This window comes from Cellulomonas sp. APG4 (assembly GCF_009996735.1).
Taxonomy (GTDB): Bacteria; Actinomycetota; Actinomycetes; order Actinomycetales; family Cellulomonadaceae; genus Actinotalea.
Window position 1 is genome coordinate 367906 of sequence record NZ_JAACYI010000001.1, and the last position, 19189, is coordinate 387094.

26 protein-coding genes are annotated in these 19189 nt (G+C 68.7%); all 26 read right to left on the minus strand.

What is annotated here, in order from left to right:
- Positions 1-151: 151 nt before the first annotated feature.
- Positions 152-880: a 50S ribosomal protein L15 gene (gene rplO, locus GXB85_RS01685; protein WP_161915878.1), complete on the minus strand. Its 729-nt coding sequence runs from the start codon at positions 878-880 to the stop codon at positions 152-154.
- Between the two features lie 2 nt (positions 881-882).
- The gene (gene rpmD, locus GXB85_RS01690) at positions 883-1065 is read right to left on the minus strand and encodes a 50S ribosomal protein L30 (RefSeq protein ID WP_161915879.1); all 183 of its coding nucleotides are present in this window, start codon (positions 1063-1065) and stop codon (positions 883-885) included.
- Positions 1065-1700 carry a 30S ribosomal protein S5 gene (gene rpsE / locus GXB85_RS01695; RefSeq protein WP_161915880.1) on the minus strand — a complete coding sequence of 212 codons (636 nt, stop codon included), beginning with the start codon at positions 1698-1700 and terminating at the stop codon, positions 1065-1067. Before rpsE ends, rpmD begins: the two co-directional genes overlap by 1 nt.
- Before the next feature lie 43 nt (positions 1701-1743).
- Complete coding sequence (gene rplR / locus GXB85_RS01700; RefSeq protein ID WP_161915881.1) at positions 1744-2115, minus strand: 50S ribosomal protein L18; 372 nt, start codon at positions 2113-2115, stop codon at positions 1744-1746.
- Positions 2115-2651: a 50S ribosomal protein L6 gene (gene rplF / locus GXB85_RS01705; RefSeq protein WP_161915882.1), complete on the minus strand. Its 537-nt coding sequence runs from the start codon at positions 2649-2651 to the stop codon at positions 2115-2117. The genes rplR and rplF overlap by 1 nt, the downstream gene beginning before the upstream one ends.
- 24 nt (positions 2652-2675) lie before the next feature.
- Positions 2676-3074, minus strand: coding sequence for a 30S ribosomal protein S8 (rpsH, locus tag GXB85_RS01710; protein ID WP_161915883.1), 399 nt, complete (start codon positions 3072-3074; stop codon positions 2676-2678).
- Between the two features lie 67 nt (positions 3075-3141).
- A complete protein-coding gene (locus GXB85_RS01715) occupies positions 3142-3327 on the minus strand; it encodes a type Z 30S ribosomal protein S14 (RefSeq protein WP_161915884.1) in 186 nt (61 codons plus the stop codon).
- Position 3328: 1 nt separating this feature from the next.
- Positions 3329-3892, minus strand: a complete 564-nt coding sequence (gene rplE / locus GXB85_RS01720; protein ID WP_161915885.1) for a 50S ribosomal protein L5 — start codon at positions 3890-3892, stop codon at positions 3329-3331.
- Positions 3892-4233: a 50S ribosomal protein L24 gene (gene rplX / locus GXB85_RS01725; RefSeq protein ID WP_161915886.1), complete on the minus strand. Its 342-nt coding sequence runs from the start codon at positions 4231-4233 to the stop codon at positions 3892-3894. The genes rplE and rplX overlap by 1 nt, the downstream gene beginning before the upstream one ends.
- A gap of 1 nt (position 4234) precedes the next feature.
- A complete protein-coding gene (rplN, locus tag GXB85_RS01730) occupies positions 4235-4603 on the minus strand; it encodes a 50S ribosomal protein L14 (protein ID WP_149204214.1) in 369 nt (122 codons plus the stop codon).
- 111 nt (positions 4604-4714) lie between these two features.
- Positions 4715-5014: a 30S ribosomal protein S17 gene (rpsQ, locus tag GXB85_RS01735; RefSeq protein WP_161915887.1), complete on the minus strand. Its 300-nt coding sequence runs from the start codon at positions 5012-5014 to the stop codon at positions 4715-4717.
- Positions 5015-5028: 14 nt separating this feature from the next.
- Complete coding sequence (rpmC, locus tag GXB85_RS01740; RefSeq protein WP_043605515.1) at positions 5029-5271, minus strand: 50S ribosomal protein L29; 243 nt, start codon at positions 5269-5271, stop codon at positions 5029-5031.
- Positions 5271-5690, minus strand: a complete 420-nt coding sequence (gene rplP, locus GXB85_RS01745; protein WP_161915888.1) for a 50S ribosomal protein L16 — start codon at positions 5688-5690, stop codon at positions 5271-5273. The genes rpmC and rplP overlap by 1 nt, the downstream gene beginning before the upstream one ends.
- A gap of 2 nt (positions 5691-5692) precedes the next feature.
- On the minus strand, positions 5693-6505 hold the full coding sequence (gene rpsC, locus GXB85_RS01750; RefSeq protein ID WP_161915889.1) for a 30S ribosomal protein S3: 813 nt from the start codon (positions 6503-6505) through the stop codon (positions 5693-5695).
- On the minus strand, positions 6505-6903 hold the full coding sequence (rplV, locus tag GXB85_RS01755; protein ID WP_161915890.1) for a 50S ribosomal protein L22: 399 nt from the start codon (positions 6901-6903) through the stop codon (positions 6505-6507). The genes rpsC and rplV overlap by 1 nt, the downstream gene beginning before the upstream one ends.
- A gap of 66 nt (positions 6904-6969) precedes the next feature.
- Complete coding sequence (gene rpsS / locus GXB85_RS01760) at positions 6970-7251, minus strand: 30S ribosomal protein S19 (protein ID WP_161915891.1); 282 nt, start codon at positions 7249-7251, stop codon at positions 6970-6972.
- Between the two features lie 15 nt (positions 7252-7266).
- A complete protein-coding gene (gene rplB, locus GXB85_RS01765) occupies positions 7267-8103 on the minus strand; it encodes a 50S ribosomal protein L2 (RefSeq protein WP_161915892.1) in 837 nt (278 codons plus the stop codon).
- 34 nt (positions 8104-8137) lie between these two features.
- Positions 8138-8440 carry a 50S ribosomal protein L23 gene (gene rplW, locus GXB85_RS01770; protein WP_161915893.1) on the minus strand — a complete coding sequence of 101 codons (303 nt, stop codon included), beginning with the start codon at positions 8438-8440 and terminating at the stop codon, positions 8138-8140.
- On the minus strand, positions 8437-9135 hold the full coding sequence (rplD, locus tag GXB85_RS01775; protein ID WP_161915894.1) for a 50S ribosomal protein L4: 699 nt from the start codon (positions 9133-9135) through the stop codon (positions 8437-8439). Before rplD ends, rplW begins: the two co-directional genes overlap by 4 nt.
- Before the next feature lie 2 nt (positions 9136-9137).
- Positions 9138-9800, minus strand: coding sequence for a 50S ribosomal protein L3 (gene rplC, locus GXB85_RS01780; protein ID WP_161915895.1), 663 nt, complete (start codon positions 9798-9800; stop codon positions 9138-9140).
- A 19-nt stretch (positions 9801-9819) separates the two neighbouring features.
- Positions 9820-10128, minus strand: coding sequence for a 30S ribosomal protein S10 (gene rpsJ / locus GXB85_RS01785; protein ID WP_035056184.1), 309 nt, complete (start codon positions 10126-10128; stop codon positions 9820-9822).
- A 393-nt stretch (positions 10129-10521) separates the two neighbouring features.
- Positions 10522-11712 carry an elongation factor Tu gene (gene tuf / locus GXB85_RS01790; protein ID WP_161915896.1) on the minus strand — a complete coding sequence of 397 codons (1191 nt, stop codon included), beginning with the start codon at positions 11710-11712 and terminating at the stop codon, positions 10522-10524.
- A gap of 119 nt (positions 11713-11831) precedes the next feature.
- Complete coding sequence (gene fusA, locus GXB85_RS01795; protein ID WP_161915897.1) at positions 11832-13934, minus strand: elongation factor G; 2103 nt, start codon at positions 13932-13934, stop codon at positions 11832-11834.
- Between the two features lie 53 nt (positions 13935-13987).
- Entirely contained in the window at positions 13988-14458 is a 471-nt protein-coding gene (rpsG, locus tag GXB85_RS01800) for a 30S ribosomal protein S7 (protein WP_161915898.1), read from the minus strand.
- Positions 14458-14832 (minus strand): 30S ribosomal protein S12, encoded by a 375-nt coding sequence (gene rpsL, locus GXB85_RS01805; protein WP_161915899.1) that lies wholly within the window; start codon positions 14830-14832, stop codon positions 14458-14460. The genes rpsG and rpsL overlap by 1 nt, the downstream gene beginning before the upstream one ends.
- 426 nt (positions 14833-15258) lie before the next feature.
- Positions 15259-19134: a DNA-directed RNA polymerase subunit beta' gene (locus GXB85_RS01810; RefSeq protein ID WP_161915900.1), complete on the minus strand. Its 3876-nt coding sequence runs from the start codon at positions 19132-19134 to the stop codon at positions 15259-15261.
- Positions 19135-19189 lie beyond the last annotated feature (55 nt).

Sequence of the window (19189 nt, forward strand, 5' to 3'; positions counted from 1 at the left end):
GCTCCGCCCGAGGGCGGGGTGTCGTCATGCCGCCGACCGGCGGGCAGGGTGTTCCCCGCCCGGTCCCGCGCACGGCCCCTGGCACCCTAGCCGAGACCGCGGACCGGACGGCGCAGGGGCCGGGGATGTCTCCCCGGCCCCTGCCGGCCGCTCAGTCCTGGATCGTGCCGCCGGCCGCGAGGATCTTCTCGCGCGCCGAGGCCGACACCTTCTGCACGGCGACCGTGAGCTTCACGCCCACGTCGCCGTTGCCGAGCACCTTCACCGGCGAGCCCTTGCGGACCGCGCCCTTGGAGACGAGGTCCTCGACCGTCACGTCGCCACCCTGCGGGTAGAGCGCCGCGAGGGTGTCGAGGTTCACGACCTGGTACTCGGTGCGGAACGGGTTCTTGAAGCCACGCAGCTTCGGCAGCCGCATGTGCATCGGCATCTGGCCGCCCTCGAACCGCTCAGGCACCTGGTAGCGGGCCTTGGTGCCCTTGGTGCCGCGACCGGCCGTCTTGCCCTTCGACGCCTCACCACGACCCACGCGGGTCTTGGCGGTGTGCGCGCCCGGGGCCGGACGCAGGTGGTGCAGCTTGAGGGTGCCACCGGCGCCCTCGGCCTTCGCCGCTGCGCGGGCCGCCGCCGCGGCCGAGGTGGCCTTGGCGGACGCCGGCTTCTCCGCGGCCGACGAGCTCGCCTTCGAGGCGGGCTTCTTCTCGGCAGCGGCCTTGGTCGTCGCGGGCTTCTCCGCCGCGGCCTTGGCGGCGGGCTTCTTGGCGGCAGCCGTCTTGGTCGCGGGCTTCTTCTCCGCGGCCGTGGCCTTGGCGCCCGACGTCGCGGGTGCCTTCTTCTCGGTCGAGGCCGCAGCCTCGTCCTTCTTCTTGGACTCTGCCATGGTCAGTCCACCTCCTCCACGGCGACGAGGTGCGCCACCGTCACGACCATGCCGCGGATCTCCGGACGGTCCTCCTTGACGACGACGTCGCCGATGCGCTTGAGGCCGAGGGTCCGCAGCGTGTCGCGCTGGTTCTGCTTGCCGCCGATGGCGGACTTGGTCTGGGTCACCTTGAGCCGGGCCATCAGGCACCTGCCTTCTCGGCCAGACCCTGCGCGCGGGCGCGCAGCATCGGGGCCGGGGCGACGTGCTCGACCGAGAGCCCACGGCGCGCGGCCACGGCCTCCGGCTCCTCGAGCCCGCGCAGCGCGGCCACCGTGGCGTGCACGATGTTGATCGCGTTGCTCGAGCCCATCGACTTCGACAGCACGTCGTGGATGCCGGCGCACTCGAGGACGGCGCGCACCGGACCGCCGGCGATCACACCGGTACCCGGCGACGCGGGACGAAGGAACACGACGCCGGCCGCGGCCTCGCCCGTGATCGGGTGCGGGATGGTGCCCTGGATGCGGGGGACGCGGAAGAAGCTCTTCTTGGCCTCCTCGACACCCTTCGCGATCGCGGCGGGCACCTCCTTGGCCTTCCCGTAGCCGACGCCCACGGTGCCGTCGCCGTCGCCGACCACGACGAGCGCGGTGAAGCTGAAGCGGCGGCCACCCTTGACGACCTTCGAGACGCGGTTGATGGTCACCACGCGCTCGACGAAGGCGCTCTTCTCGGCGGCGTCGCCACGGCGTCCGCCGTCGCGGCGGCCACCGTCACGACGGTCTCCGCCGGCACCGCCCTGGGCGCCGGTGTTGCTGCGCTGAGGTGCAGCCATCAGTGGTTCCTCTGCTTCCGTACGGTCATGGTTCGGGTCGCGGTCACAGGTTCAGCCCGCCCTCGCGAGCGCCCTCGGCGACCGCAGCCACCCGACCGTGGTACTTGTTGCCGCCACGGTCGAAGACCACGGCCTCGACACCGGCGGCCTTGGCGCGCTCCGCCACGAGCTCGCCCACCCGGCGGGCCTTGGCGGTCTTGTCGCCCTCCATCCCACGCAGGTCGGCCTCGAGGGTCGACGCGGAGGCCAGGGTGCGACCCAGGGCGTCGTCGACGACCTGGGCGACCATGTGGCGGCTCGAGCGGCTGACGACGAGGCGCGGGCGCGCCGCGCTGCCGACGACCTTCTTGCGCAGGCGGAGGTGGCGGCGGGCACGCGCGACGGCCTTGCCCTTGCCGCGGATCGTGAGTGCCATCACTTACCAGCCTTTCCGGCCTTGCGGCGGACGACCTCGCCCGCGTAACGCACGCCCTTGCCCTTGTACGGCTCGGGCTTGCGGATCTTGCGGATGTTCGCGGCGACCTCGCCGACCTGCTGCTTGTCGATGCCGCTGACCGAGAACTTCGTCGGCGACTCGACGGCGAAGCTGATGCCCTCGGGGGCCGACACGACGACCGGGTGGCTGAAGCCGAGCGCGAACTCGAGGTCCGAGCCCTTGGCCGTCACGCGGTAACCGGTACCGACGATCTCGAGCTTCTTGGTGTAGCCCTCCGTCACGCCCGTGACCAGGTTGGCCAGGAGGGTGCGGGTGAGCCCGTGCAGCGAACGCGACGCGCGCTCGTCGTCCGGACGGTTCACCACCAGGGTGCCGTCCTCCTGCGCCACCGTGATGGGGCTGGGAACGGTGTGCGTCAGGGTCCCCTTGGGGCCCTTCACGGTCACGATCGCGTCAGCGATCGTCACGTCCACGCCGGTCGGGACCGGGACGGGGACCTTGCCGATTCGAGACATGGCGCTCTCCTCTCGGTCTCGGGGTTACCAGACGTAGGCGAGGACTTCCCCACCCACGCCCTTCGTGGCGGCCTGCTTGTCGGTGAGGAGGCCGGAGGACGTGGACAGGATCGCCACGCCCAGGCCGCCCAGCACGCGGGGCAGGTTGGTCGACTTCGCGTACACGCGCAGGCCCGGCTTGGACACGCGGCGGACGCCCGCGAGCGAGCGCTCACGGTTCGGGCCGAACTTGAGCTGGATCGTCAGGTTCTTGCCCACGGTCGCGTCCTCGACACCCCAGCCGGCGATGTAGCCCTCGGCCTGGAGGATCTCCGCGATGTTCGCCTTCAGCTTGCTGTAGGGCATCGTCACGGAGTCGTGGTACGCGGAGTTCGCGTTACGCAGACGCGTCAGCATGTCTGCGATCGGATCGGTCATCGTCATCGGGCTTGTGCCCTTCCTCGCCGGGGTATCCCCGCGCCGCAGCGCAAGGGGACCTGCGACGTAGTGGTTACCAGCTGCTCTTGGTGACGCCGGGGAGCTCGCCGCGGTGCGCCATCTCGCGCAGGCAGATGCGGCAGAGGCCGAACTTGCGGTACACGGAGTGCGGACGACCGCACCGCTGGCACCGGGTATAGGCGCGGACAGCGAACTTGGGCTTCCGCGCCGCCTTCTGGATCAGGGCAGTCTTCGCCATGTCAGTTCTCCTTGAACGGGAAGCCCAGACGGCGGAGCAGCGAACGGCCCTCGTCGTCGGTGGTCGCGGTCGTCACGATCGTGATGTCCATGCCACGCTGCCGGTCCGTCTTGTCCGGGTCGATCTCGTGGAACATCACCTGCTCGGTCAGGCCGAAGGTGTAGTTGCCGTGGCCGTCGAACTGCTTCGGCGACAGGCCGCGGAAGTCGCGGATGCGCGGCAGGGCGAGGTTGACGAGCCGGTCGGTGAACTCCCACATGCGGTCACCCCGCAGCGTGACGTGGGCGCCGATGGGCATGCCCTCGCGGAGCTTGAACTGCGCGATGGACTTGCGCGCCTTGGTCACCTGCGGCTTCTGCCCGGTGATCAGCGTGAGGTCGCGGATCGCACCCTCGATCAGCTTCGAGTCACGCGCGGCCTCCCCGACACCCATGTTCACCACGATCTTGGTGAGCCGGGCGACCTGGTTGACGTTCGCGTGGCCGAACTCCTCGCGGAGCGCGGGGATGATCTCCTCGGCGTAGCGGGTCTTGAGCCGCGGTGCGGCGACGGTGGTCTCGCTCATCAGATGTCCTTACCGGAGCGCTTGGCCACGCGGACCCGGACGGTACGCGTCCGCCCGTCACGCTCGATCTCCTCGGTGCGGTACCCGACCCGGGTGCCCTTCTTGGTCTCCGGGTCGACCAGCATCACGTTGCTGACGTGGATCGGGGCCTCGACGGTCTCGATGCCACCGGTGCGGCTGCCGCGGTTCGTCTGGCCGGCCTTGACGTGCTTGGTCACACGCTGCACGCCCTCGACGACCACACGGTCCGCATCCTTGACGACCTCGAGCACGCGACCCTGCTTACCCTTGTCGCGGCCCGCGATGACGACCACGAGGTCGCCCTTCTTGATCTTGGCCATGTCAGAGCACCTCCGGTGCCAGCGAGATGATCTTCATGAACTTCTTGTCGCGCAGCTCGCGGCCCACCGGGCCGAAGATGCGCGTACCACGCGGCTCGCCGTCGCCCTTGAGGATCACGGCGGCGTTCTCGTCGAACTTGATGTACGAGCCGTCGGGCCGGCGGCGCTCCTTGGTGGTGCGCACGACCACGGCCTTGACGACGTCGCCCTTCTTGACGTTGCCGCCCGGGATCGCGTCCTTCACGGTGGCGACGATGACGTCGCCGATACCGGCGTAGCGACGGCCGGAACCGCCGAGAACACGGATGCAGAGGATCTGCTTCGCTCCCGTGTTGTCGGCGACCTTGAGTCGCGACTCCTGCTGGATCATCTACCTACTCCTGTCGTCTGGCCGGTTCTCGACGTGTGCTGGCCGAGCCTTGCCGGAACGGATGTCTGTGGTCGGGCTGCGGACCGCGGCCGAGGCCGCGCGCCGGTCCGGTTACTTCGCCTTCTCCAGGATCTCCACCACGCGCCACCGCTTGGTGGCCGAGAGCGGGCGGGTCTCCATGATCAGAACCAGGTCGCCCGCACCGGCCGCGTTGGCCTCGTCGTGCGCCTTGACCTTGCTCGTGCGTCGCATGACCTTGCCGTAGAGCGGGTGCTTGACCCGGTCCTCGACCTCGACCACGACGGTCTTGTCCATCTTGTCGCTCACGACGTAGCCGCGCCGCGTCTTGCGGTACGGGCGGTGGCTCTCCGTGGCGGCCTGCGCGTCGGCGCCGGTGCTTGCTGTGCTCATCGTTTGCCTCTCGCTCACTCAGCGCTGGGGCTGGGTGCGGTACGGATGCCGAGCTCGCGCTCACGCAGGATCGTGTAGATCCGGGCGATGTCGCGGCGCACGGCCTTCAGACGCCCGTGGCTCTCGAGCTGACCCGTGGCGGACTGGAAGCGGAGGTTGAACAGCTCCTCCTTGGCCTTCTTCAGCTCGGCGACGAGGGTCTCGTCGTCCATGCCGTCGAGCTCGGCCGGAGCCAGCTCCTTCGACCCAATGGCCATCAGTTGCCACCACCCTCGCGTGCCACGAAGCGGCACTTCATCGGAAGCTTGTGCATCGCACGACGCATCGCCTCACGGGCGAGCGGCTCCGGCACACCCGCGAGCTCGAAGAGCACGCGGCCGGGCTTGACGTTGGCGACCCACCACTCGGGGGACCCCTTGCCCGAGCCCATGCGGGTCTCGGCCGGCTTCTTCGTCAGAGGCCGGTCGGGGTAGATGTTGATCCAGACCTTGCCACCACGCTTGATGTGACGGGTCATGGCGATACGAGCAGCCTCGATCTGCCGGTTGGTGACGTAGGCGGGCTCGAGGGCCTGGATGCCGAAGTCGCCGAACGCGATCGTCGTGCCACCCTTCGCCGCGCCCGAGCGCGACGGGTGGTGCTGCTTGCGGTGCTTGAGCCTGCGCGGGATCAGCATGCTCAGGCCTCCGTTCCGGACTCGGTCGCGGCCGGGGCCGGGGCCTCGGCGGCGGGCTGCTGCTCGGCGGCGGCAGGAGCGTCGGTGCGCTCGCGACGAGCGCCGCCACGGGGACGGTCACCACGCGGGCCGCGACCGCGCGGAGCCGCGCTGGCCTGCTCGCGCGCGAACTCCTTCTCGGTCATGTCGCCCTTGTAGATCCAGACCTTGACGCCGATCTGGCCGAACGTGGTGCGTGCCTCGAACGTGCCGAAGTCGATGTTGGCGCGGAGCGTGTGCAGCGGCACTCGTCCCTCGCGGTAGAACTCCGACCGGCTCATCTCGGCGCCGCCGAGGCGTCCCGAGCACTGCACCCGGATGCCCTTCGCGCCGGCGCGCTGGGCCGACTGCATGCCCTTGCGCATCGCGCGACGGAACGAGACACGGCTCGCCAGCTGCTCGGCAATGCCCTGCGCCACCAGCTGCGCCTCGATCTCGGCGTTCTTGACCTCGAGGATGTTGAGCTGCACCTGCTTGCCCGTGAGCTTCTCGAGCTCACCGCGGATGCGGTCGGCCTCGGCGCCGCGGCGGCCGATGACGATGCCGGGGCGCGCGGTGTGGATGTCGACCCGCACGCGGTCACGCGTGCGCTCGATCTCGACCTTCGCGATGCCGGCACGCTCGAGACCCGTCGACATGAGCTTGCGGATCTGCACGTCCTCGCGGACGTAGTCACGGTAGCGCTGCCCGGGCTTGGTGCTGTCGGCGAACCAGCGCGACCGGTGGTCGGTGGTGATCCCGAGGCGGTACCCGTGCGGGTTGACCTTCTGTCCCACTATCGGGTCCTTCCCTTCGTGCTCGAGGCGGAGGCGGCGCCGGCCCGCTGCGGGGCGGGCGCGACGACCACGGTGATGTGGCTCGTGCGCTTGAGGATCCGCGAGGCGCGACCCTGCGCGCGCGGGCGGAACCGCTTGAGCGTCGGACCCTCGTCCACGTACGCGGCCGAGACCACGAGCGACGAGGCGTCGAAGGCCTCGTTCGCGCGGTCCGCCTTGACGCGGGCGTTGGCGATCGCGCTCTCGACGACCTTGCGGACGGTCTCCCCCGCGGCCTGCGGCGCGAACTTCAGCGTCGCGACGGCCTCGTCGGCCTGCTTGCCACGGATGAGGTCCACGACGCGCCGGGCCTTCTGGGGCGTGACGCGGACGAACCGCGCCTGCGCCTTGGCTTCCATTGCTGTCCTGCCTTCTTCTGTCGTCATCGGACTACCTACGACCTGCCGCTGCTGGACCCCGACGGGTCAGCGGCGACGGCCCTTGCGGTCGTCCTTCTCGTGGCCGCGGAACGTCCGCGTCGGGGCGAACTCGCCGAGCTTGTGGCCGACCATCGACTCGGTCACGAAGACCGGGACGTGCTTGCGACCGTCGTGGACGGCGAAGGTGTGGCCGAGGAAGTCGGGCGTGATCATCGACCGGCGGGACCAGGTCTTGATGACCGCCTTGGTGCCCTTCTCGTTCTGGACGTCCACCTTCTTCTGCAGGTGGCCGTCCACGAAGGGGCCCTTCTTGAGGCTGCGTGGCATCGGTCAGGCTCCTTCTCAGCGCTTCTTGCCGGTGCGGCGACGACGGACGATGAGCTTGTCGCTCGGCTTGTTCGGACGGCGTGTCCGGCCCTCGGGCTGACCCCACGGGCTGACCGGGTGGCGGCCACCCGAGGTCTTGCCCTCGCCACCACCGTGCGGGTGGTCGATCGGGTTCATCGCGACACCGCGGACCGAGGGGCGCTTGCCCTTCCAGCGCATCCGACCGGCCTTGCCCCAGTTGATGTTCGACTGTTCGGCGTTGCCGACCTCGCCGACCGTCGCGCGGCAGCGCAGGTCGACGTTGCGGATCTCACCCGACGGCATGCGCAGCTGCGCGTACGGACCGTCCTTCGCGACGAGCTGCACCGAGGCACCCGCCGACCGCGCGATCTTGGCACCGCCACCAGGGCGGAGCTCGATCGCGTGGATGACCGTACCCGTGGGGATGTTCCGCAGCGGGAGGTTGTTGCCGGGCTTGATGTCGGCCGAGGCGCCGTTCTCGACGACGTCACCCTGCGCGAGCTTGTTGGGCGCGATGATGTAGCGCTTCTCGCCGTCCGCGTAGTGCAGCAGGGCGATGCGCGCCGTGCGGTTCGGGTCGTACTCGATGTGAGCGACCTTGGCCGGCACGCCGTCCTTGTCGTGGCGACGGAAGTCGATCACGCGGTAGGCACGCTTGTGGCCGCCACCCTGGTGGCGCATCGTGACGCGGCCCGTGCTGTTGCGGCCACCGGTCTTGTGGAGCGGCCGGACGAGCGACTTCTCGGGCTCGGAACGCGTGATCTCGACGAAGTCGGCGACGCTCGAGCCACGACGGCCGGGCGTCGTCGGCTTGTACTTACGGATTCCCATGGAGGTCAGTCCCTTGTGTCTCGTCGGTCCGGCGTCAGCCGACCGGTCCGCCGAAGATGTCGATGGTGCCCTCACGCAGCGTGACGATCGCGCGCTTGGTGTCCTTGCGCTTGCCGAGGCCGAACCGCGTGCGCCGGCTCTTGCCCTTGCGGTTCGCGGTGTTCACCGCCTCGACCTTGACGCCGAAGACCTGCTCCACGGCGATCTTGATCTCGGTCTTGTTCGCGCGGGGGTCCACCAGGAAGGTGTACTTGCCCTCGTCGAGCAGGCCGTAGCTCTTCTCGGAGACCACGGGCGAGATGAGGATGTCGCGCGGGTCCTTGTTCAGGCTGGTCACTTGGTCTCCTCCGCCTCGAGAGCCGAGGCCTCCGACGAGGTGGCGACGGCCTTGGCCCCACGGCCGGTGGGCCGGGCGAGGAACGCCTCGAGCGCACCGCGCGTGAAGACCACGTCGTCCGAGATCATCACGTCGTAGGTGTTGAGCTGGTCGGCGAGCAGCAGGTGGACCTGCTCCACGTTGCGCAGCGACTTCCACGTGAGCTCGTCGCCGCGCTCGAGAACCACGAGCACGTGGCGACGCGGTGACAGCGCACGCAGCGTCGCGACCGCGGTGCTCGTCGACGGCACACCGTCGACGCCGAAGCCGTCGATCACGTGCACGCGACCTGCGCGGGCCCGGTCCGAGAGCGCACCGCGCAGGGCGGCGGCCTTCATCTTCTTGGGCGTCCGCTGGCTGTAGTCACGCGGCTGAGGGCCGTGGACCGTGCCACCACCGGCGAACTGCGGGGCGCGCGTCGAGCCCTGACGAGCCCGGCCGGTGCCCTTCTGCTTGTAAGGCTTCTTGCCACCGCCGCGGACGTCGCCGCGGGTCTTGGTGGCGTGCGTGCCCTGACGGGCCGCCGCGAGCTGGGCCACCACGACCTGGTGGATCAGCGGGACGTTGGTCTGGACGTCGAACACGTCGGCGGGAAGCTCGGCGGTGCCGGACTTCTTGCCGGTCGCGTCCACGACGTCGACGGTCAGCGCAGTCATGCTCACGCCCCCTTCGCGGCAGAGCGCACCAGCACGACGCCGCCCTTGGGGCCGGGGACGGCGCCCTTGACGAGCAGCAGACCCCTCTCGGCGTCGACCGCGTGCACGGTGAGGTTCTGGGTGGTCTGACGGACGTGGCCCATGCGGCCGGCCATCCGCAGGCCCTTGAAGACACGCGACGGCGTCGAGGCGCCGCCGATCGAGCCGGGCTTGCGGTGGTTGCGGTGCGCACCGTGGGAGGCGCCGACGCCGGAGAAGCCGTGGCGCTTCATGACGCCAGCGGTGCCCTTGCCCTTGGTGGTGCCCACGACGTCGACCGTCTGTCCGGCCGTGAAGGCCTCCGCGGTGATCTCCTGGCCGAGGGCGTACTCGCCCGAGTCCGGCGTACGGATCTCGGCGACGTGGCGACGCGGGGTCACGCCGGCCTTCTCGAAGTGGCCCTTGAGCGGCTGGGTGACCTTGCGCGGGTCGATCTGCCCGTAGGCGAGCTGGACCGCGGCGTAGCCGTCGACGTCTGCCGTGCGGACCTGGGTCACCACGTTGGTGCCGACCTGCACGACGGTGACGGGCACGAGGCGCCCTGCGTCGTCCCACACCTGGGTCATGCCGAGCTTGGTGCCCAGCACGGCCGAGACGGGCCTTGCGTTCTGGGGAAGCGTGGTCATCGTGATCTCCTGACCGGCCTCAGAGCTTGATCTCGATGTTCACGTCCGCCGGCAGGTCGAGCCGCATGAGCGAGTCGACGGCCTTGGGCGTGGGATCGATGATGTCGATGAGGCGCTTGTGCGTGCGCATCTCGAAGTGCTCGCGGCTGTCCTTGTACTTGTGAGGCGACCTGATGACGCAGAAGACGTTCTTCTCCGTCGGCAGCGGCACCGGGCCCACGACCGTTGCACCAGCGCGCGTCACCGTGTCGACGATCCTGCGCGCCGAGCTGTCGATGACCTCGTGGTCGTAGGACTTGAGCCGGATGCGGATCTTCTGTCCCGCCATGGCGTCGTCTGACTCTCTCTCTCGAACCGCTGTGTGTCCGACCCCCGCACTCGGGCGTGTCGCGTCTTGCGCCATGCCTTCGCGCTGCGCACCGTTCGGTGCGAGGTCGTTGGGTGCTGTGTGAGCCGGACCTGCCCGTCCGAGGACGGGCGACCAGACCCTCAACGTCTGTCGTTACGTGGCTGCCGCTCTCACGCCGGTCCCGCGGGCGGCGGCGGCCGAAGGCCGCGAACCACCTGCACACGGACGCAACGGCGCCGGGCAACCTGAACAGTGTGCCAGACGCCACGAGCGATTACCAATCGCCGCCGTGGCCGGCCGATCTGTCCCAGGGGTCCCGCCGGAGCGGGACATGGCGAGGGCCCGGGCGCGATGCCCGGGCCCTCGCACAGGTCACTTCAGGATCTTCGTCACGCGGCCCGAGCCGACGGTCCGGCCACCCTCACGGATGGCGAAGCCGAGGCCCTCCTCCATCGCGATCGGCTGGATCAGGTTGACCGTCATCTCGGTGTTGTCCCCGGGCATGACCATCTCGGTGCCCTCGGGCAGCGTGATGACGCCGGTGACGTCCGTGGTACGGAAGTAGAACTGCGGACGGTAGTTCGAGTAGAACGGGTTGTGCCGCCCACCCTCGTCCTTGTTGAGGATGTAGACCTGGGCCTCGAAGTCGGTGTGCGGGGTGATCGAACCCGGCTTCACGACGACCTGGCCACGCTCGACGTCCTCACGCTTGATGCCACGGAGCAGGAGGCCGCAGTTCTCGCCGGCCCACGCCTCGTCCATCTGCTTGTGGAACATCTCGATGCCGGTGACCGTGGTCTTCTGCGGCTCACGGATGCCGACGATCTCGACCTCCGAGTTGATCTGCAGCTTGCCGCGGTCCACGGCGCCGGTGACGACGGTGCCACGACCGGTGATCGTGAAGACGTCCTCGATCGGCATGAGGAACGGCTTGTCCATGTCACGGACCGGCTCGGGAATGTTCTCGTCGACGGCCTCCATGAGCGCCTCGACCGACTTGACCCACTCGGGGTCGCCCTCGAGGGCCTTGAGGCCGGAGACGCGCACCACGGGGGCGTCGTCGCCGTCGAAGCCCTGCGACGACAGCAGCTCGCGGACCTCCATCTCGACGAGCTCGAGGATCTCCTCGTCGTCGACCATGTCGGCCTTGTTGAGCGCGACCAGCAGGTACGGCACGCCGACCTGGCGGGCGAGCAGCACGTGCTCACGCGTCTGGGCCATCGGGCCGTCGGTCGCGGCGACCACGAGGATCGCGCCGTCCATCTGCGCGGCACCCGTGATCATGTTCTTGATGTAGTCGGCGTGACCGGGCGCGTCGACGTGCGCGTAGTGGCGCTTCTCCGTCTGGTACTCGACGTGCGCGATGTTGATCGTGATACCGCGCTGCTTCTCCTCCGGCGCCTTGTCGATCTCGTCGAACGGCGTGAAGGGGTTCAGGTCGGGGTACTTGTCGTGCAGCACCTTCGAGATGGCAGCGGTCAGCGTCGTCTTGCCGTGGTCGACGTGACCGATGGTCCCGATGTTGACGTGCGGCTTGGTCCGCTCGAACTTGGCCTTCGCCACTGGGGTCCTCCTCGGACTTGGGTAGTTGTGCCGAACGATGCAGGTGCCGGCTGACTCCTGCGGGGCGTGCGGGTCGCTACAGGTTGTGTGTGGAACTTACTGACGGACGACCTGTGGGACTACTCGCCCCGGGTCTTCTTGATGATCTCCTCGGCGACGTTCCGAGGAACCTCGGCATAGCTGTCGAACTGCATCGAGTACACCGCGCGACCCTGGGTCTTCGACCGCAGGTCGCCGACGTACCCGAACATCTCGGAGAGCGGCACCTGGGCGCGCACCACCTTGACGCCGGTCGCGTCCTCCATCGACTGGATCATCCCGCGACGCGAGTTGATGTCACCGATGACGTCGCCCATGTACTCCTCGGGCGTACGGACCTCCACGGCCATGACCGGCTCGAGGAGCACGGGGTCCGCCTTGCGGACCGCCTCCTTGAGGATCATCGAGCCCGCGATCTTGAACGCCATCTCCGAGGAGTCGACGTCGTGCGCGGCGCCATCGAGCAGCGTCGCCTTGATGCCGACCAGCGGGAAGCCGGCGAGCACGCCGAGCTCCATCGCCGACTGGATGCCCGCGTCGACGCTCGGGATGTACTCGCGCGGCACACGACCACCGGTCACGGCGTTGACGAACTCGTAGAGCTCGCCCTCGGCCGCGTCGAGGGGCTCGAAGGTCATCTGCACCTTGGCGTACTGACCCGAACCACCGGTCTGCTTCTTGTGCGTGTAGTCGATCTTCTCGACCGTGCGTCGGATCGTCTCGCGGTACGCGACCTGGGGCTTGCCGACGTTCGCCTCGACCTTGAACTCGCGCCGCATGCGGTCGACGAGGATGTCGAGGTGGAGCTCGCCCATGCCGCCGATGACGGTCTGCCCCGTCTCCTCGTCGAGGCGCACCCGGAACGTCGGGTCCTCCTCGGCGAGCTTCTGGATGGCCGTCGAGAGCTTCTCCTGGTCGCCCTTGGTCTTGGGCTCGATCGCCACGTCGATGACGGGCTCGGGGAAGGTCATCGACTCGAGCACGATCTGGTTCTGCGGGTCGCACAGGGTGTCACCGGTCGTGACGTCCTTGAGCCCGATGAACGCGTAGATGTGCCCCGCCGTGGCCTCCTCGACCGGGTTCTCCTTGTTGGAGTGCATCTGGAAGAGCTTCCCGATGCGCTCCTTCTTGCCCTTCGTCGAGTTGATGACCTGGGCACCCGAGGGAACCTTGCCCGAGTAGACGCGGACGTAGGTCAGCTTCCCGAAGAACGGGTGCGTGGCGACCTTGAACGCGAGCGCGGAGAAAGGCTCGTCCGCGGACGGCGACCGCGTGATGACGGTCTCCTCGTCGCCCACCGGGTGGCCCTCGACCGACGGGACGTCGAGCGGGGTCGGCAGGTAGTCGACGACGGCGTCCAGCATGGGCTGCACGCCCTTGTTCTTGAAGGCCGAACCGCAGAAGACGGGGTACGCCTCGCTCGCGACCGTGAGCTTGCGGATGCCCGCCTTGAGCTCGTCGATCGTGAGCTCCTCGCCGCCGAGGTACTTCTCGAGGAGCTCCTCGTCGGCCTCGGCCACAGCCTCGACGAGCTGGCTCCGGTACTCCTCGGCCCGCTCGCGCATGTCGGCCGGGATCTCCTCGGTGGTCCACGCCTCCCCGAGCGGGGTCTCCCCGCGCCAGGTCTTCGCGTTCATCTCGAGGAGGTCGACGACACCGACGAAGTCGCTCTCGGCACCGATCGGAAGCTGCATGACCAGCGGCTTGGCCTTGAGGCGCTCGACGATGGTCTTGACGGTGAAGTAGAAGTCCGCACCCAGCTTGTCCATCTTGTTGACGAAGCAGATGCGCGGCACGTTGTACTTGTCCGCCTGACGCCACACGGTCTCGGACTGGGGCTCGACACCCTCCTTGCCGTCGAAGACGGCGACCGCGCCGTCGAGCACGCGGAGCGAGCGCTCGACCTCGACCGTGAAGTCGACGTGGCCGGGGGTGTCGATGATGTTGATCTGGTTGTTCTTCCAGTAGCAGGTCGTCGCGGCGGACGTGATCGTGATGCCGCGCTCCTGCTCCTGCTCCATCCAGTCCATGGTCGAGGCGCCGTCGTGCGTCTCGCCCATCTTGTAGTTGACCCCCGTGTAGAAGAGGATCCGCTCGGTCGTGGTCGTCTTGCCGGCGTCGATGTGCGCCATGATGCCGATGTTGCGGACCTTCGTGAGGTCGGTCAGCACGTCGAGTGCCACGGTGTGAAGCCCTTCTTAGGTCTGCGGTCGGAATCGGCGTCGGAGCGCCGGGATCACCAGCGGTAGTGCGCGAACGCCCGGTTCGACTCGGCCATCTTGTGCATGTCCTCGCGGCGCTTGACCGCGGCACCCAGGCCGTTGCTGGCGTCAAGGATCTCGTTCATGAGCCGCTCGGTCATGGTCTTCTCGCGACGGGCGCGCGAGAAGTCGACGAGCCAGCGCAGGGCCAGGGTCGTGGCACGCACAGGGCGAACCTCGATCGGCACCTGGTACGTCGCACCGCCGACGCGGCGGGACTTGACCTCGAGCGCGGGGCGCACGTTGTCGAGTGCGCGCTTGAGGATGACGACCGGGTCGGTTCCCGTCTTCTCACGCGCGCCCTCGAGCGCGCCGTAGACGATCGACTCGGCGGTGGTCTTCTTGCCGTCGAGCAGCACCTTGTTGATCAGCTGCGTGACGACGGGCGACCCGTAGACAGGGTCGGCGATGAGCGGCCGCTTCGGGGCCGGGCCCTTACGAGGCATCAGCTCTTCTCCTTCTTCGCGCCGTAACGGCTGCGGGCCTGCTTGCGGCCCTTGACGCCCTGCGTGTCCAGCGCACCACGGACGATCTTGTAGCGCACGCCGGGCAGGTCCTTCACACGCCCACCGCGCACGAGCACGATCGAGTGCTCCTGCAGGTTGTGGCCGACGCCGGGGATGTACGCGGTGACCTCGATCTGGCTCGAGAGCTTCACGCGCGCGACCTTGCGCAGCGCGGAGTTCGGCTTCTTCGGGGTGGTGGTGTAGACGCGGGTGCACACACCGCGCCGCTGCGGGCTGCCCTTGAGGGCGGGCGTCTTCGAGGCCGACGTCTTGGACGTCCGCCCCTTGCGCACGAGCTGCTGGATCGTGGGCACTACATCTCCGTGTCTTCTCGGTACTGCACTCTGGTCGACCGGGTGGTCAGAAGGGCCGACGTCGCCGACCCTGAGGCCTTTCGTCCCGCGGCGCCGACTCCGACCCCCGCGTCCGGGCGTGTCGACCACCCTGAGCGCGGCACCGACCGCCAGCAACATCATCTGGACGGAGGGCCGTGCGCGGTGAGTCGTCACCCGGCCCCGCTGCGACGGCCCCGGGAAGGAGGCGTCGTTCGCGGTGCACGCACGAGGGCCCGACGGCGCGGGCACAGGGTCTTACGTTACCCGGCGCCCCCGCGAGCGTCAAAGCGACGCCAGGAGGGTCACCGGTCCGCATCGGCTCGCTCGGGAGCGGCTCGATCCTGCGACGCCGATGGGGCCCGTCCAGCGGACGGGCCCCATCGTGCGGTCGTGCGAGGACGGATGTCAGCGAAGGTCGCCGAAGTCGATGTCCTCGAGCGGGATCGCCTCGCCGGAGCCCATGCCGAGCGGCGGGAAGTCGATCTCGTCGTAGCCGAAACTCGGGTAGAGCTCGGCCTTGGCCTCCTCGGTGGGCTCGACCGCGACGTTGCGGTACCGGGGAAGTCCAGTACCTGCCGGGATGAGCTTTCCGATGATGACGTTCTCCTTGAGGCCCAGCAGCGGGTCGCTGCGCCCGCTCATCGCGGCCTCGGTGAGGACGCGCGTCGTCTCCTGGAAGGAGGCCGCCGAGAGCCACGAGTCGGTCGCGAGCGACGCCTTCGTGATGCCCATGAGCTCAGGACGCCCCGACGCGGGCTGCTTGCCCTCCGCAACCGCACGGCGGTTCGCGTCCTCGAAGCGCCCGCGCTCGGCGAGCTCGCCCGGCAGCAGGTCGGTGTCACCCGAGTCGAGCACGGTCACGCGCCGCAGCATCTGCCGCACGATGACCTCGATGTGCTTGTCGTGGATGTCGACGCCCTGCGACCGGTAGGTCTCCTGGACCTCGTCCACCAGGTGCTTCTGCGTGGCACGCGGGCCGAGGATGCGGAGCACCTTCTTCGGGTCGATCGCGCCCTGGACGAGCTGCTGCCCGACCTCGACGTGGTCGCCGTCCTCCACCAGCAGCCGCGACCGCTTGGTGAGCGGGTACGCGATCTCCTCCGAGCCGTCGTCCGGCGTGAGGAGGATCCGGCGCGTGCGGTCGGTCTCGTCGATCGTGACCCGGCCCGAGTACTCCGCGATCGTGCCCTCGCCCTTCGGGGTGCGGGCCTCGAAGAGCTCCTGCACACGCGGCAGACCCTGGGTGATGTCGTCGGCCGAGGCCACGCCACCCGTGTGGAACGTCCGCATGGTCAGCTGCGTACCGGGCTCACCGATGGACTGCGCCGAGATGATGCCGATGGCCTCACCGATGTCGACGAGCTTGCCCGTCGCCAGCGAACGGCCGTAGCACAGGGCACACGTGCCCACGCGCGACTCGCAGGTCAGGACCGAGCGGACCTTGACCTCGGCGACGCCCGCGTCGAGGAACCGGCTGATCATCACGTCGCCCACGTCCTCGCCGGCCGAGCCGACGACGGTGCCGTCCGTGCCGACGACGTCGGTCGCGAGCGTGCGGGCGTAGATGCTGGTCTCGACCTTCTCGTGCCGCACGACCGTGCCGTCGGGCAGGGTCGTCGCGATCGGCAGGGTGAGGCCGCGCTCCGTGCCGCAGTCCTCCTCGCGGATGATGACGTCCTGCGAGACGTCCACGAGGCGTCGCGTGAGGTAGCCCGAGTCAGCGGTACGCAGCGCCGTGTCCGCCAGGCCCTTGCGGGCACCGTGCGAGGCGATGAAGTACTCGAGGACGGACAGCCCCTCACGGTAGTTGGACTTGATCGGGCGCGGGATGATCTCGCCCTTCGGGTTCGCCACGAGGCCACGCATACCGGCGATCTGCCGGACCTGCATCCAGTTGCCTCGGGCGCCCGAGCCCACCATGCGGTTGAGCGTGTTGCGTGCCGGGAAGTTCTTCTGCATCGCCTTGGCGACCTCGTCGGTCGCCTGCGTCCAGATCTCCACGAGCTCCTGACGACGCTCGTCGTCGGTGATCAGGCCCTTGTCGTACTGGCCCTGGATCTTCGCGGCCCGCGCCTCGTACTGGTCGAGGATCTCCTGCTTGACCGAGGGGATCGGCACGTCGGAGATCGCGATCGTGACGCCTGACCGGGTGGCCCAGTGGTAGCCGGCGTCCTTGAGCGCGTCGAGGCTCGCTGCGACGTCGACCTTGGGGTACCGCTCGGCGAGGTCGTTGACGATGTTCGAGAGCGCCTTCTTGTCGACCACCGTGTTGACGTACGGGTAGTCGGGCGGCAGCAGCTCGTTGAACAGGGCACGGCCCAGCGTCGTGCGGGCGACCACCGGCTGACCGGGCTCCCAGTCCTCGGGCAGGTCGAGACCCTCGGCCGTGATCAGGTCCGTGAACCGGAGGTCGATCTTCGCGTTGAGGTCGAGCGTCCCCTGGTCGAAGGCCATGATCGCCTCGGCGACCGAGGTGAACGCACGTCCGTCGCCCTCGGCGTCGTCGCGCTCCGCCGTCAGGTGGAACAGGCCGATGATCATGTCCTGCGAGGGCATGGTCACCGGACGACCGTCCGACGGCTTGAGGATGTTGTTGCTCGAGAGCATGAGGATGCGGGCCTCGGCCTGCGCCTCGGTGCTCAGGGGCAGGTGAACGGCCATCTGGTCACCGTCGAAGTCGGCGTTGAACGCGCCGCACACGAGCGGGTGCAGGTGGATGGCCTTGCCCTCGACGAGCTTCGGCTCGAACGCCTGGATGCCCAGACGGTGCAGGGTCGGTGCGCGGTTCAGCAGCACCGGGTGCTCGGTGATGACCTCCTCGAGCACGTCCCAGACCTGCGGGCGGGCGCGCTCGACCATGCGCTTGGCGCTCTTGATGTTCTGCGCGTGGTTGAGGTCCACGAGCCGCTTCATGACGAACGGCTTGAAGAGCTCGAGAGCCATCTGCTTGGGCAGACCGCACTGGTGCAGCTTCAGCTCGGGCCCGACGACGATCACCGAGCGGCCCGAGTAGTCGACGCGCTTGCCGAGGAGGTTCTGGCGGAAGCGCCCCTGCTTGCCCTTGAGCATGTCCGAGATCGACTTGAGCGGGCGGTTGCCCGGTCCCGTCACCGGACGTCCGCGGCGGCCGTTGTCGAACAGCGCGTCGACCGCCTCCTGGAGCATCCGCTTCTCGTTGTTGACGATGATCTCGGGTGCGCCCAGGTCCAGCAGACGCTTGAGGCGGTTGTTGCGGTTGATCACGCGGCGGTACAGGTCGTTCAGGTCCGACGTCGCGAAACGGCCACCGTCGAGCTGCACCATGGGGCGCAGGTCCGGCGGGATGACCGGGACGGCGTCCAGGACCATGCCCTGCGGCGTGTTGGTCGTGGTCAGGAACGCGTTGACGACCTTGAGCCGCTTGAGCGCACGCGTCTTGCGCTGGCCCTTGCCGTTCTTGATCGTCTCGCGGAGCGACTCGGCCTCCGCCTCCAGGTCGAAGTCCTGGAGACGCTTCTGGATGGCCGCGGCGCCCATCGCGCCCTTGAAGTAGTTGCCGTAGCGGTCCTGGAGCTGACGGTAGAGCAGCTCGTCGCCCTCGAGGTCCGCGACCTTGAGGTTCTTGAAGCGGTCCCAGACCTGCTCGAGGCGGTCGAGCTCGGCGTCCGCGCGCTTGCGCAGCTGAGCCATCTCCCGCTCGGCGGAGTCGCGCACCTTGCGGCGCGCGTCGGCCTTGGCGCCCTCGGCCTCGAGCTCGGCGAGATCGGCCTCGAGCTTGGCGGCACGCTTGTCGATCTCGACGTCGCGCCGGTTCGTGATCTCCTTCTTCTCGAGGTCGATCTCGTTCTGGAGGTTCGGCAGGTCCTCCTGACGCCCCTCCTCGTCGACCTCGGTGATCATGTAGGCCGCGAAGTAGATGACCTTCTCGAGGTCCTTGGGCGCCAGGTCGAGCAGGTAGCCGAGACGCGACGGCACACCCTTGAAGAACCAGATGTGCGTGACGGGCGCCGCGAGCTCGATGTGGCCCATGCGCTCACGGCGCACCTTCGAGCGCGTCACCTCGACGCCGCAGCGCTCGCAGATGATGCCCTTGAAGCGCACGCGCTTGTACTTGCCGCAGTAGCACTCCCAGTCCCGGGTCGGACCGAAGATCTTCTCGCAGAAGAGACCGTCCTTCTCGGGCTTGAGCGTGCGGTAGTTGATGGTCTCGGGCTTCTTGACCTCGCCGTGCGACCAGGTGCGGATGTCCTCCGCGGTCGCCAGGCCGATGCGCAGCTCGTCGAAGACGTTGACGTCGAGCAAGGTGTCCTACTTCCTTCGTCAGTCCGTGTTCACCGTGTGTGGCCGGTGAGAGCCG

Bases quoted from the DNA above. Each gene is read 5' to 3' on its own strand.
- rpsJ (WP_035056184.1), bottom strand. From the start codon at position 10,128: ATGGCGGGACAGAAGATCCGCATCCGGCTCAAGTCCTACGACCACGAG.
- rpsH (WP_161915883.1), bottom strand. From the start codon at position 3,074: ATGACGATGACCGATCCGATCGCAGACATGCTGACGCGTCTGCGTAAC.
- rplV (WP_161915890.1), bottom strand. From the start codon at position 6,903: ATGGAAGCCAAGGCGCAGGCGCGGTTCGTCCGCGTCACGCCCCAGAAG.
- rpsE (WP_161915880.1), bottom strand. From the start codon at position 1,700: ATGGCTGCACCTCAGCGCAGCAACACCGGCGCCCAGGGCGGTGCCGGC.
- rplF (WP_161915882.1), bottom strand. From the start codon at position 2,651: ATGTCTCGAATCGGCAAGGTCCCCGTCCCGGTCCCGACCGGCGTGGAC.
- GXB85_RS01715 (WP_161915884.1), bottom strand. From the start codon at position 3,327: ATGGCGAAGACTGCCCTGATCCAGAAGGCGGCGCGGAAGCCCAAGTTC.
- rplO (WP_161915878.1), bottom strand. From the start codon at position 880: ATGGCAGAGTCCAAGAAGAAGGACGAGGCTGCGGCCTCGACCGAGAAG.
- rplE (WP_161915885.1), bottom strand. From the start codon at position 3,892: ATGAGCGAGACCACCGTCGCCGCACCGCGGCTCAAGACCCGCTACGCC.
- rpmD (WP_161915879.1), bottom strand. From the start codon at position 1,065: ATGGCCCGGCTCAAGGTGACCCAGACCAAGTCCGCCATCGGCGGCAAG.
- rplC (WP_161915895.1), bottom strand. From the start codon at position 9,800: ATGACCACGCTTCCCCAGAACGCAAGGCCCGTCTCGGCCGTGCTGGGC.
- rplX (WP_161915886.1), bottom strand. From the start codon at position 4,233: ATGGCCAAGATCAAGAAGGGCGACCTCGTGGTCGTCATCGCGGGCCGC.
- rplP (WP_161915888.1), bottom strand. From the start codon at position 5,690: ATGCTGATCCCGCGCAGGCTCAAGCACCGCAAGCAGCACCACCCGTCG.
- rpsG (WP_161915898.1), bottom strand. From the start codon at position 14,458: ATGCCTCGTAAGGGCCCGGCCCCGAAGCGGCCGCTCATCGCCGACCCT.
- rplR (WP_161915881.1), bottom strand. From the start codon at position 2,115: ATGGCACTCACGATCCGCGGCAAGGGCAAGGCCGTCGCGCGTGCCCGC.
- rpsS (WP_161915891.1), bottom strand. From the start codon at position 7,251: ATGCCACGCAGCCTCAAGAAGGGCCCCTTCGTGGACGGCCACCTGCAG.
- rpmC (WP_043605515.1), bottom strand. From the start codon at position 5,271: ATGGCCATTGGGTCGAAGGAGCTGGCTCCGGCCGAGCTCGACGGCATG.
- rplN (WP_149204214.1), bottom strand. From the start codon at position 4,603: ATGATCCAGCAGGAGTCGCGACTCAAGGTCGCCGACAACACGGGAGCG.
- rpsQ (WP_161915887.1), bottom strand. From the start codon at position 5,014: ATGAGCACAGCAAGCACCGGCGCCGACGCGCAGGCCGCCACGGAGAGC.
- rplD (WP_161915894.1), bottom strand. From the start codon at position 9,135: ATGACTGCGCTGACCGTCGACGTCGTGGACGCGACCGGCAAGAAGTCC.
- rplB (WP_161915892.1), bottom strand. From the start codon at position 8,103: ATGGGAATCCGTAAGTACAAGCCGACGACGCCCGGCCGTCGTGGCTCG.